Source organism: Bacteroidota bacterium (genome assembly GCA_021300195.1).
GTDB lineage: Bacteria > Bacteroidota > Bacteroidia > J057 > JAJTIE01 > JAJTIE01.
The window spans coordinates 58,652-71,337 of the sequence record JAJTIE010000021.1; the positions used below are offsets into that span (position 1 = coordinate 58,652).

10 protein-coding genes are annotated in these 12,686 nt (G+C 57.9%); 5 read left to right on the forward strand and 5 right to left on the reverse strand.

The genetic code is table 11. The annotated features are described in order from the left end of the window. Positions 1-91 precede the first annotated feature (91 nt). From LW884_05935 to LW884_05950, 4 genes are all read left to right on the forward strand, one after another. Entirely contained in the window at positions 92-904 is an 813-nt protein-coding gene (locus LW884_05935; GenBank protein MCE3007874.1) for a PorT family protein, read from the forward strand. Positions 905-1,029: 125 nt separating this feature from the next. Continuing rightward, positions 1,030-2,073: an asparaginase gene (locus LW884_05940; GenBank protein MCE3007875.1), complete on the forward strand. Its 1,044-nt coding sequence runs from the start codon at positions 1,030-1,032 to the stop codon at positions 2,071-2,073. Positions 2,074-2,238: 165 nt separating this feature from the next. Then, positions 2,239-4,905 carry a DNA translocase FtsK gene (locus tag LW884_05945; protein ID MCE3007876.1) on the forward strand — a complete coding sequence of 889 codons (2,667 nt, stop codon included), beginning with the start codon at positions 2,239-2,241 and terminating at the stop codon, positions 4,903-4,905. Between the two features lie 100 nt (positions 4,906-5,005). Continuing rightward, on the forward strand, positions 5,006-5,632 hold the full coding sequence (locus LW884_05950; GenBank protein MCE3007877.1) for an outer membrane lipoprotein carrier protein LolA: 627 nt from the start codon (positions 5,006-5,008) through the stop codon (positions 5,630-5,632). 54 nt (positions 5,633-5,686) lie between these two features. Here LW884_05950 and LW884_05955 read toward each other — a convergent pair whose 3' ends face one another. Both LW884_05955 and LW884_05960 read right to left on the reverse strand, forming a co-directional pair. After that, positions 5,687-6,919: a HAMP domain-containing histidine kinase gene (locus LW884_05955; GenBank protein ID MCE3007878.1), complete on the reverse strand. Its 1,233-nt coding sequence runs from the start codon at positions 6,917-6,919 to the stop codon at positions 5,687-5,689. Positions 6,920-6,949: 30 nt separating this feature from the next. Beyond that, on the reverse strand, positions 6,950-7,585 hold the full coding sequence (locus LW884_05960) for a hypothetical protein (GenBank protein ID MCE3007879.1): 636 nt from the start codon (positions 7,583-7,585) through the stop codon (positions 6,950-6,952). 129 nt (positions 7,586-7,714) lie between these two features. On the opposite strand from LW884_05960, the gene LW884_05965 reads away from it, so the two are divergent. Next, a complete protein-coding gene (locus LW884_05965; GenBank protein ID MCE3007880.1) occupies positions 7,715-9,676 on the forward strand; it encodes a SpoIIE family protein phosphatase in 1,962 nt (653 codons plus the stop codon). Here the strand turns inward: LW884_05965 and LW884_05970 are convergent. The 3 genes from LW884_05970 to LW884_05980 form a co-directional block, all read right to left on the reverse strand. Next, positions 9,641-11,092 carry a TraB/GumN family protein gene (locus tag LW884_05970; GenBank protein ID MCE3007881.1) on the reverse strand — a complete coding sequence of 484 codons (1,452 nt, stop codon included), beginning with the start codon at positions 11,090-11,092 and terminating at the stop codon, positions 9,641-9,643. The two genes, LW884_05965 and LW884_05970, sit on opposite strands and share 36 nt — an antisense overlap. A gap of 140 nt (positions 11,093-11,232) precedes the next feature. Continuing rightward, a complete protein-coding gene (locus tag LW884_05975; protein ID MCE3007882.1) occupies positions 11,233-11,718 on the reverse strand; it encodes a hypothetical protein in 486 nt (161 codons plus the stop codon). Positions 11,719-12,012: 294 nt separating this feature from the next. Next, positions 12,013-12,686, reverse strand: a 674-nt coding sequence (locus LW884_05980) for a hypothetical protein (protein MCE3007883.1), incomplete at its 5' end; no start/stop codon positions are given.

A 12,686-nucleotide genomic window follows, 5' to 3' on the forward strand; every position in this document is an offset into this window, starting at 1 on the left:
GTCGACTACCGGCAAAGCGAACAAAGTGTAGCCCCAAACGTAAACCCGAAGCCGAGTCTTGCTATTATTGCTACCCAAACCCTCGCGCTCCATGCACGGTCTTTCTCTGTCTCACATCCTGCTGTCGGCCATCCTCATCCTGGCCCTCACCCCGTGCCTGGCCCAGCAGGGCCTCCACATGGGCCTACGCATCCTGCCACAGGCTACCAGCCTCCGGAATACGGATGATGCCGACGCACAGCCTGCGGTATATGATGCCCAGCCCAGCTATGGTTTCGGTATCGGGCTTTCCAGCCTGTATATGGTGAACAACTACCTGGGCTTTGGCAGCAACCTGCTGTACAGCAGCCGGGGGCAAGCCTATAGCTACCAATACACCACCAGCAGCGGTGCAAGCCGAAAAGTGAACAATGAACTACGCATCCGGCAGCTACAGATGCCGCTACTGGCCCGCCTGGGCACAAACAGTAGCCGCAGGGTGGCGGGTTTCCTAGAGCTGGGGCCTCAATTTGGCTTTATTGTTTCGGCAAAAGAAGACAGCGACGACACACGCTTCCGTGCCACCGGCCCGCCTTTTGTAACCTACACGCAGTACCCAGACCGGATAGAAACACTCAGCCGCTTCCAGCTGGCAGGCGTGCTGGGTGCGGGTGCCGAGTTTAAGCTACGGTACAATGTAAAGCTGAATACCAGCCTGCGGATAGAGTACGGATTCTCGGACGTAGAGGATAAAGGGGCCCGCTACACACAGGTAGACTTTGGCGTGGCACAGAACCTTCTCTACTACGAAACGCCCCGCCGCGATGGCCCCCAGTACAAGCCCGGACGACCCGCCACCACGGCCCTGGTTACCTCGCTCGTTATTGGGATAGACTATGTCTTTATCCCCAAGTTCCGCCCCTAAAACCCCCGGGAGAGCCTAGCTGGCTGTTTAGGGGGAGCCAGATACCCGGGCACAGTCCGTGCGGGTAGCCACCGATATGAATAGAACTGCATATCGTTGAAGCAAAATGCGTATATTATCGCCCCTTGAGAAAAATCCTGATTATCTACACGGGCGGTACCATTGGCATGATCCAGGATGGCCACCAGCCCTACCTGAGGCCTGCAGACTTCAGGTACATTATGCACCTCTTGCCCGAGATAGACAAGCTGGGCATAGAGCCGTTCTATCATGCGTTTGAACGCCCTATCGACTCCAGCAACATGGAGCCGGGGGTGTGGATGGAGCTGGCGCGGCTGATCCGGGATTCGTACGACCATTTTCACGGCTTTGTCATCCTGCATGGCACCGATACCATGGCCTATACCGCCAGCGCCCTGTCATTTATGCTGGAAAACCTGGGCAAACCGGTTATCCTCACAGGCTCGCAGCTACCCATTGATGTGATCCGGACCGATGCACGCGAAAACTTCATCACCGCCCTGGAGATTGCCAGCCAAGAGCAGCACCGCCTGCCCGAGGTGTGCATCTTTTTTGACAGCAAGGTGTACCGGGGCAACCGGGCTATTAAGCACTCGGCCGAGAAGTTCAGTGCCTTTGTATCGCCCAACTACCCCCCTCTGGTAGAGAGTGGCGTAAAGCTCCAGTACTTTACCGACTACTGGCTGAGGCCCGACCCCGGCCAGCCCTGCCAGGTGCATGATTCCCTGGATGCCAATGTGGGCGTCTTCAAATTCTACCCGGGCATCCAGAAATCGGTGATGGAAGCCCTGCTGTATGCCGATGGGCTGAAGGGCCTCATTGTAGAGTCGTACGGCACGGGCAACCTGCCCACCTTCCCCTGGTTTATAGACCTGATGCGCAAGCGCATACAAGAGGGGATGCTGGTGCTGAACATTACCCAGTGCCAGGCAGGCAAGGTGCAGCAAGACCTGTACGAAAGCAGCAAGCAGCTGCTCAACATCGGGGTCATCAGCGGGCGAGACATGACCACTGCCAGCGGGCTGACCAAGATGATGTACCTGCTGGGCCGCTACCCCGATCAGCCCCATGAGGTAGCCCGACTGCTGGGCGAAGACCTGCGAGGCGAGATGACCACCTACGCCATCCACTACCTGGCCTCAAACTAGGAGAAGAAGGCGAAGCCCCCGGGGCACAATCAAGCATAATCAACACCAGGCCTCTCTCGCCACCAGGTAGGGGGTGGAAGCTTCGTACACGCTGGTTTGCGATTGTAGCCTAAGTTTGTGGGAGCCATGTCCCGATGACTCGCTATACGACTAACGCGCCAGCAAGTGAAAGAGAACCGGTTTAAGAAAGCTGAGCCGACAGAAAGCCCCGAAAAGAGCCGCAGCCGGGCCGCCACACCCAGGCTAACGGGAGAGAACTGGGAAAAAATACGCAAGACAGCCGGAGCCTTCCTGATGCTCTTTAGCCTGTTCTTGCTTATCAGCATCATCAGCCACATCCTGTACGCCGGCAGTAGCGACCAGAGTGCCCTGCTGGCCGAGCCCACTACCGTATCCAACCAGGGTGGATGGTTTGGTGCCTACTTCAGTACGCTCTTTGTTACACGGGGCTTTGGCTACATCGCCATTTTGCTTCCCTTCTATTTTGCGCTGCTGGGCTACGCCCTCTTCGAGGGGAAGTACTGGGGTGCCGTGCGGCGCTTTCTGGCCCCCCTCAGCTTCTGGCTCTACTGGGTATCTGTCACCCTGGCCTTTTTTACCCTGGCGGTTGGCGGCAGCTCGCAAGACTGGGGCGGCGGCATCGGCCTCTTCCTGGCCGAGCTGCTGCGGCAGTACATAGGCCTCTTTGGGCTTGGCTTCCTGGTAGCCTTCAGTCTCTTCACCTATGTGGTGTTCAAGTACAATGACAAATGGGCATTCCTGGCCTTTGCCCGGCCCTGGGTAGCCCGTATGCAGAAAAGACTGGTGCAAGAGGTAGCAGAGATAGAGCAGCCTGCCAGTGGCGAAAATGTAGCCCGCCCCCCAAAACCAGCCACCGAGGCTGCTGAGGGCGAAGAAGACGTGCTGGAAGACGAGTTCTTCATCACCGTAAAGAAAGCCGAACCCAGGCCGGGCTCCACAGCACCTGTAACTGCCGAACCGGAGTTTGAGGTGATCCGAAAGCCAAAGCCGGAGTTCTTGAAACCCGCCCACCTGGTGCAGGATGAGCTGGAACTGGCGCTAAGCCCCGAAATGCTGGAGCAGTACCGAATGGAGGGAAAAGCAAACCACGCAGCCGAAGGCGAACTGCCCTTTGAGATAGAAGTGCCCCAAAGAAACCCGCAGCACACACCTGGGGCCGGGCTCCAGTTCAGCATAGAGCTGCCCGAACCCAGGCCCCTTGCGGGCGACAACATACAGGAGGTGGGGGCCGAACGCTACGAGAAGATCATTGCCCCGGAAGACCAAGCCCTGCTAGCCGATGGCGAAACCGTGGAGGATGAACTGTACGATCCGCGCAAAGACCTCAGCCAATACCGCTTCCCCACGCTAGAGCTGCTAGATGTGCGCGAGAACCCCCAGGGGGCCGAGGTAAACCGCGAAGAACTGGAGGCCAACAAAAACAAGATCGTAAAAACCCTGGCCGACTACAGCATCGACATCGTGTCGATCAAAGCCACCATTGGCCCCACAGTAACCCTCTACGAGATTGTGCCGGCACCCGGCATCCGCATCAGCAAGATCAAAAACCTGGAGGATGACATTGCCCTCAGCCTGGCGGCCATGGGCATCCGCATCATAGCACCCATGCCGGGCAAGGGTACCATCGGCATAGAGATCCCCAACAGCAAACCGGAGATCGTGGATTTTCGCAGCCTGCTCGCCACCGAGAAGTTTCGAAACACCCCGGCAGAGCTGCCCATTGCCATTGGCAAGACCATCTCCAACGAGGTGTATATAGCCGACCTGGCCAAGATGCCCCACCTGCTGGTAGCAGGGGCCACCGGCCAGGGCAAGTCGGTGGGGCTAAACTGCATCCTGGCCTCGCTGCTGTACAAGAAGCACCCCAGCCAGGTAAAGTTTGTACTGATAGACCCCAAGAAGGTAGAGATGACGCTGTACCAGCAGCTGGAGAAGCACTTCCTGGCCAAGCTGCCCAACTATGAGGAGTCTATTATTACGGACAACAAGCAGGTAATCCATGTACTGAACAGCCTGTGCATTGAGATGGACAACCGCTATGAGCTGCTGAAAGAGGCCCGGGTACGCGCCCTGAGTGAGTACAATGCCAAGTTCCAGAGCCGTAAGCTGAACCCGCAGAAGGGCCATGCCTTCTTGCCCTACATCGTACTGGTGATAGACGAGCTGGCCGACCTGATGATGACGGCAGGCAAAGAGATAGAAACCCCCATAGCCCGCCTGGCCCAGCTGGCACGCGCCGTGGGCATCCACCTGGTGGTGGCCACCCAGCGCCCCAGTGTCAATGTCATTACCGGTACCATCAAGGCAAACTTCCCCACCCGCATGAGCTACCGGGTGATAAGCAAAGTAGACAGCCGCACCATCCTGGATGCCAACGGGGCCGAGCAACTGATTGGCCGTGGAGATGTACTGTACTTCAATGGTAGCGAGCTGATACGCCTGCAAAATGCGTTTATAGACACGCACGAGGTAGACCGGGTGGTGCAGCACATAGCCCTGCAGCAGGGCTATCCGCAGGCCTACCTGCTGCCGGAGTATAGCGGAGACGAGGATGCACTGGAGGGTGAGGCGCTGGACCCGAATGAGATGGACAGCATGTTTGCCGATGCGGCCCGGCTGGTAGTAAGCATGCAGCTGGGCAGCACCAGCCTGCTGCAGCGGCGGCTAAAGCTGGGCTACAACCGCGCTGGCCGCATCATGGACCAGCTGGAGCGGGCAGGCATAGTGGGGCCAGGCTCGGGCAGCAAGCCGAGAGAGGTGCTGGTGGGGAGTGAGTATGAGCTGGAGGAATACCTGTCCTCACTCGTTTAGCCTGCCGGGCCCCGGCCCTCATCCATTCCTCATCCATTTTGGCACGGGTTTTGCCGCCTATCGGGAGAACATTGTGAATCATCTATTACCTTTGTAAGCCATGAAGAAACCGATCCTTGCCGCTTTTGGGCTGATCCTGCTAGGACTGCTTACCTTTGTTTTTGCACAGAGCGATCCCCAGGCATCGGCCCTGCTACAGCAGAGCAACCGCAAGCTGAGCAGTGCAAGCGACCTGAAGGCCTCCTTCTCGCAGCAGCTGCTACTGAAGGGCGTGGTAAAGGGTAGCCAGCAGGGCACTGTGTGGCTAAAGGGCAAGCAGTTTCGGGTGGAGATGAAAGACCAGACCCTGATAAGCAACGGGGTGAAAATGTGGCGGGTGCTGCCAGCAGACGGAGAATGCTACGAGGGTAAGTACAACCCGGACAACAGCTTCACCGCCGACCGAATGTTCAAGTTTAGCCAGAATGACACCAAGGCCAAGTATATAGAGGCCAACCACATCCAGCTCTTCCCCAAGGATAGCAAGAAGTACGACTGGTTTAAGATTGACCTGCTCTTTAACCCGGCCAACCAGCTACCCGCCAAGATGACGGTGTACAACCGCACCGGCACCCAAACGGTGTATACCATTGGCAGCCTGAACCTGAACACCGGCATAGGCGACAGTTCCTTTCTGTACAGCGCGGCCCGCGACTGCCCGGGCGGGTGCGAGATGATACAAGACTAGTGGGCCTGGGCCTGGGGCGCGGTACACAGCAAACAGGCCGGGTGTACGCACCGCTTATATCTCGCTGGGCTCGTGGGCCAGCGGCAGCTCGATCCGGAAAACGGTGCCCTTATCCGGCTCGCTGTGCAGCACATAGATTTTTCCGCCAAAAAAGCGCTGTACGATGCGTCGTGCCAGGCTAAGGCCCAGGCCCCAGCCCCGTTTCTTGGTGGTATAGCCCGGCTTGAAAACCGTCTTCTTCTTGCTGGCAGGTATCCCCCTACCCTGGTCTTCCACCTCAATACAAAGGGTGTGCTGCTTCAGCCAGGCACGCAGGCTGATAACCCCACTGCGGCCCGCCATGGCATCCAGGGCATTTTTCAGCAGGTTTTCTATCACCCAGTGAAAGAGGGTGGCATTTAGCAGGGCCTGGCAGCCTGCAGGTAGTCTGTCTTCGTAGTCAAAGCGCACCCTGGCCCGCCCAGAGCCACCCACGCGACTGCGGATGTACTCCACCGAATTATCCAGCAGCGGGCCTACCACCAGCGGTTCCAGCTTGGGGTCGCTACCTATCTTGCTAAAGCGCTCGGCTATAACCTGCAGATGCTGCACATCCCGGTCCATCTCATCGGCCAGGGCAGCGCCGTCGGGCTGCTGGCGCAGCAGTTCGGTCCAGGCCATCAGGCCCGATATGGGCGTGCCTAGCTGGTGGGCGGTCTCGCGGGCCAGGCCCACCCACAGCTTATTCTGCAGGCTGCGCTGGCTAACCCACAGGTAGCCCAGCACCATGGCCATAAACAGGCCTAGCACGCCCAGCATCAGGTAGGGATAGCTACGCAGGGCCCGCAGCTCGTCTGTCTCGCGGTAGTACAGGTACTGGCGGCTACCCGGCAGCTCTATCACAATGGGCCTACCCTGGGTATACTGCCGCATATCTGCCAGCTCGGCCTGCAGGCGGGCCTTGCGGCTTGGCTCATCCACGGTCTCCAGCTGGTCGAAGCTGTGGGTTACGATCTGTCCCCGCTCGTCCACCACAATGGCTGGCACACTAAGCGGGCGCTCGGCCCCCTGCTGCAGGATGAGTTTGTTTACCAGAAAGCTTGCCTCGGGGCTGGTGGCCGTATGTGTGGTGTCCTGTAGCTCGGTAAACAAAAACTCGTAGCTGGCGGCCCAGAAACGCACCAGCCGCTCCTCCTTGTCGGCCAGCCGCTGCACCAGCCGGTGGCTGTACCAGATGGCACCCGACACGATGAGGAGCGCCAGCAGCAGCAGCAGATAGACGAAACGAAAACGGATAGTAGGCCGCATGGTAGACCAAAAGTACGGGTTTTGGTGCTGCTACCTGCGGCTAATGCGGATGTGGAAGCTGCCATCCAGCACACTCACGTCCTGCTGCAGCAGGGGGTCGGAATAAACGCCGGTAAAGGTACCACGCAAGGCATCGCCCTCCTTGTGCGTAATCTCGGCATAGGTGATGATGCCATTGGCCGCGCCATTGGTTGCGATCTCAAAGGTGGGCAGGTCTGTCAGGCGGCTCTCGTGTAGCAGATAAAAGCGCGGCTGGGCATAGGCATAGTTTGCCGGCAGCGGTGTTTGGCCAAAAACATAGGGGATGGGCAGCTGGTCCAGGTCTATCCCTTCCAGCACGATGCTGTACAGATAGGCGGGGCCGGGGCCTAGCACAGGGTCGTCTGCCAGCTGCTGGCTAGCACGGGTGAGGTATACGGTACCCTCGGCTGACACATAGTGCTGAGCCGTTTCTTGCCCCCAGTAGTTGTAGGGCTGCCGATAGCTAAAATAATTGTTCAAAAAATTGGCCTGAATAATCCCCTCGGGCAGTATGTTTACACCAGGGCCGGGTGTTGGCCGGGGCGCACCATCGGCAGGATCGTTGCAGCCGGGTAGCAGAACCAGGCCGCCACAGGCCAGTAGCAATAAGACCACAGCAAAGCCCCGGGCGCATCTTCTCTTCATACTGCAAACATATACGTTGGAGTATTCCATTCTCATCCCCCAGAACCCTGGAGCCCGGTACAATATAGCATGTATTTTACCTAACAAAACCAGCCTAAGTACGTACCCCCAGATTACCCCCACACCCACATGCCCACCATCACCCCGCTACGCACTTGTATCCTGTTTTGCATCTTCCAGCTGGCAGCGCTGCCAGGGTGGGCCAGGATAGATAGCCTGCGGCACTATTCGATCGAACAGCTCGATCAAAAGATAAAAACGGCAGAGGAAGATGAGGCACGCTTCTGGTACCTGCTGGAGGCCGGAGAGCGGCTGATGCATCAGCAGCTGGAGCGGTCTATGGCCTATAGTATGCGTGCCCTCCGGCTGGCCGAATCGCTGGAAACCAGTACGCTGCTGACCAAGGCCTGTAGCCAGGTGGGCATTACGTATTACTATTTGGGAGATTATGAGAAGTCTTACACCTACCAGTCTCGGGCACTGCGCCTGGCCAAGCGGGGGGGAGATCCCAAAGCCATTGCAGCCAATCATCTCAACATCAGCCTCATCTACACCAGCCAGGGCGACTATGTGAAAGCGCTGGAGCACCAGACCCGCGCAAAGAAACTCTCGGAAAAGCATGGACTGGAGACCGAGCTGCACACGCTGCAAAACTCCATCGGGTTTACCTACTTCAACCAACGAAAATACGAAACGGCACTCATCCATTTCCGGGCCTCCGATTCGCTAAACCGCCTGCTGGGACGCTGGGACCTGGTGGCCAATGAGCAGAACAACATGGGCAGTGCCTACCAGGAGATGGGTAAGTATGACGAAGCCATCCGCTACTTCCGCCAGGGGCTGGCTATGTACGACAGCCTGGGCCTGGCTACCAGCAAGGCAACTTCCTTTTACAACCTGGCCGAGACCTACCTGCGCATGAACCGTATGCCGGCAGCAGGGGCACTGGCAGACTCCAGCATACAGCTCTCGGCCCAGCTGGGCTTTGTGGAAATGGAGATGATGGCCTATGAACTGAAAGCGCGTGTGCTGGCCCGGATGGGCGACTTTGACCAAGCCTACGCCCTGCTAGACCGCTACCTGAGCTATAAGGACAGTGTATATAGCCAGCAAAAAGCCATTGCGATGCACAACATGGAGGTGCGGCTGGAAATGGCAAACCAGGAGAACCGCTATTTGCAGCAGGAGGAACGGCTGCGAAACCAGACGTATCTGCTGTACCTATCGGGTGCCGGTATACTTGTGCTGGTGGTGCTGGCGGGCCTCTTCCTGGCCCGGATGCGCTACCGGCGGCGGACGAGCGCCAGCCTGGCCCGCCTGAATGAGTCGCTAAACCAGGTGCTAACCCAGCTAAAAGCCGAGAATGAGCAGAACATGGCCGAGCTGGAGCAGGCACACGACCTGCAGCAGGCCATACTGCCCAAGGTACTACCCAAAGTACAGAACCTGCAGATGGCGATCCACATGGAGACTGCGGCCTTTGTAGGCGGAGACTTCTATGACTTCTATCCGCACGCAGATGGCAGCCTTACCTTTGCCGTAGGCGATGCTACGGGCCATGGGCTGAAGGCGGCCTTTCTGGTTACGGTAGCCAAGAGCCATTTTCAGCAGCATGCCGCCGCAGAGGAGCTGGAAGACATCGTAAAGGCCCTATCCGATGGCATTACCGCGCTCAGCCTGCACGAGATGTACCTGGCCCTATCTGTAGGGCGGCTGAGCAATGGCATCCTGGAACTGTACAGTGCCGCCATGCCCCCTGCCTGGCTGGTGCGCCAGAGCGGCGAGGTGATAGAGCTGGAAGCCCGAGGCACCTTTCTGGGCCTGCCCATCCCCATGCAGTTCAACCCCAGCAAGGTGATGGTGCGGCCCGGAGACCTGCTGGTGGTAATGACGGATGGCTACCCCGACATGATGAATGCCCAGGAGGAGCCCATGGGCTACGACTGCATTCGCAGCCTGCTACCCCAGATAAAGGATAAACCCATAGAAGCGGTGCTAACGGCACTGACTGACATGGCCAAGGACTGGCAGGGGGCGGCCCGGCTGGAAGACGACCTAACGCTGCTGGCCATCCGCATTACCCCGCAGTAGGGCAAAACGGTGGAAGAAGCGGCTGGCCAGCCCGGGGTCGTAGTCTGCCTCTGGCTGAACAACCATGAGGGTGAAGACCCTTTTATTGTGGGTGAATATCCGCAGGTCCATTTTGAACCGCATCAGGTTGTCCATCAGCGCCTGTGCCTCCAGCCCCTGCAGGCCGTAGGCCGAGAAGGGCTTACTGCTTACTAGCTGTGCCTGCCGTGCAGCCAGGTTCTCATTCAGGCGCTTGTTCAGGGCCGAAAAATCCAGCGCGTCCTGGCCCTCAGCAGCCTGGGGTGCGTAGCTAACGGAATAGATGCGCGAGCTGGCCAATTCGGTATAGAGTGCCAGCGTCATCTCCACGCCTTCGTGCGTCCGTTCCATCGTGGTGGCCTGGCCGGGAAAGTAAGCGCGGAAACTATGATCCTGGGGCTCGTAGGCCTCCCAGCCTGCAGCCGTCTCATTCCCCTCCTTCAGGGGGATATAGCCCTTATGGTCGAAGATAAAGGGGACAGGCCGAACCGTGTAGCCCCTGGCACGCAGCAGGGCTATCACACCCCCGGGCCCAGGCAGGTGCGCCGCGCCAATGGCGGCAAAGAGCGAACCCCGCTGGATAAGCGAGTCGATCCGGTGGGTCATCAGGTGGTTTCGCCGCTTCAGCAGCGATTCCAGCAGTCGCTCATCCAGCTGTAGCCCCTGCTGCGGCTGTTGCAGCGTCTCCCCTATCGCTGCCAAGTCCTGCGCCAGGTAGTACCGGTACAATTCGTCCTGGGCCTTGTCCTTTCCGCCTTCCTTCAGGCGCTTCCGCACAAAGGCCATCAGCTGGCGGGCCTGCTGGGCCGTTTCGGCCAGCTGCAGGGCCTGCATCTGCTCCTGTACGCTTTCCAGCCCGTGGGTCTGCAGGCCCCGGCCTCTGGCCAGCTCATACAGATACTGGTCCAGAAAAAGCGGCATATCCCCCTCTATCACCCCATACTGGTCCAGGTACACCATCAGGAAGAAAGGGCGAAAGTGTATTACATCGGGCCCCTTCTCGCCCCAGGCCTGGCGCAGCACGGTGCGCAGGCTGTCGTACTCCCTGGGCGTCAGGTAGTCGGTAAGCTTCTCGCCCTGGGGCAGGTAGGCAATGTGCTGAGCCTGCACCAGGGCCTCTGCGTTCAGCTCCAGCTCGGCTGCAAAGGCATCGCAGCTCAGCAGCGCCTCGCTTACCGTTTTCGAGAAGCCGAATACCTCCTTCTGCTTGCTGTGCATGGTGCCATACAGATACGAGGGGCGGGTAGCCCCCGGGGCCTCTATGCGCCACAGCAGGTGGTTGGTGCTGTCGGGCTCGGCCTGCGCCAGCCCAGGCCGGTAGGGGAAGAACAGCACCCCGGATAGGGTAACGACAAACAAAACCAGGGGGCTCAGGCGGGCGGTTGGGGTAGCTTTCATACACGCGTAGATAGGTGTGCAAGATGCGCCAGGATTCCTGGATGGGCAAGCCACTCATCCCTTCGGCAGCCGAGTACACAGCTGTGGCCCGGGCAACCGCCCATACAGCCGGCACACGGCCAGGCCTTGAAAAAAGGCGGCTAGGCGCCGGTTATGGAAAGCGAAAGGGTGTCGGTGCCAATCTGTCCGGCCGTATTGAAAAGGCGGAAGATGTAGGTGTAGCTACCGGGTAGCTCGGGCATCTCAAACGTGAGGGGCGTATCCAGCTGGGTCTGGGTGGTGTCGGCAAACACGAGGCTGCCCGTAGCCGGGAAGCGTACCAAGGGCTGACTGGTGGCGCCCCCGTCGGTAGAGCGGGCAACCTCCAGATGCGAGAGCCGCAGGCTGCTGATGGGCAGCCCGATCACCCGGAAATACACACTGTCGGTTACGTCCAGGCTATCTATCGTACTGTCTCGGTTCAGTATAGTATACTCGGCCCCGGGGTTGGCCAGCGGGCTAGCCAGGGTTACCAGCGGGCCCAGATCCTGAAAGGTAGGGGCGGGCGGCGGACCTTGAGGCTTAAATTCGTCGCGGGTGCAGGCGGTGAAGGCAAGCAGGAAGAGAAATGAATACCAAAATTTCATGATCTGTCTAAAATATATAGATTTTTTTATTTTTTTCTTCTTCTACCGTTAAGGAAGATGACAAAAGAACTAATAATACACATTAAAGCCAAATACCGCATCTCCGCCGCCATACGTGATTATTAGCTTTCACAAGTATTCCCGCCAACCCTGCAAGCCGAGCACGCTAGTATTCTATAGAAAGATGTACGAAATCAGAATAGACAGGCATAGACGAGTATCCTATTTCAAGCTTTCCGTAAATGTCGCCGGACTTAAATACGTAAGTAGCAGCTCCTCTGGTTTGATTTCGCTTTACACCAGAGTTAAAAAGGTGGACGATCTCCTCTCGACTTTTATCTCAAAAAACTTCAAAAGACTTCCTGGTTCTTCTGTCAAGTCATCTTGAATAAAAACCTCGACAAATATAGTTTCGTTAGCACCCGCTGTATTAACGCTGTAAGTACTTCCAACTTTAGCCAGATTGGGAGAAGCCACAACCGGAGTCCCCCCTAGCGCCCCACCCACCCCAGCAACCAGGTCTGGATCGGCAAAACCCACGAAGTCTATAAACCCCTTGTTTTGCTCGTAATCATACATGCTGTAGGTAGTTCCCGTTTGCACATCAAAACTTGAGGTTAGCATAAAATCAGCTGAGATATTATCAGGATATGTCCGGTTACCCATATTCATAAATTTATTGATCCTGGTGAGCAGCGGCGTATACTGCAGCGTATCCGTACAGCCCTCCGCATCCCGGATCACGATCTGCAGGGTGCCGCCGGTGGCGAACACATAGCTGCGGGTGGTGTCGTAGTCGCCCTGCGCTACACCCTGGAAGAGGTAGCGGTACGTGTAGGGGGCTACCCCACCCTCGGCAGAGTCTAGCCGCAGGGTTTTGCTGGCCCTGTTAAAGCTAAATACGACCGAAAACTGCTTGCCGGCGCAGCTGGGGCTGCCGCCGCCGGAGCTATTTAGGGTTACGCGCA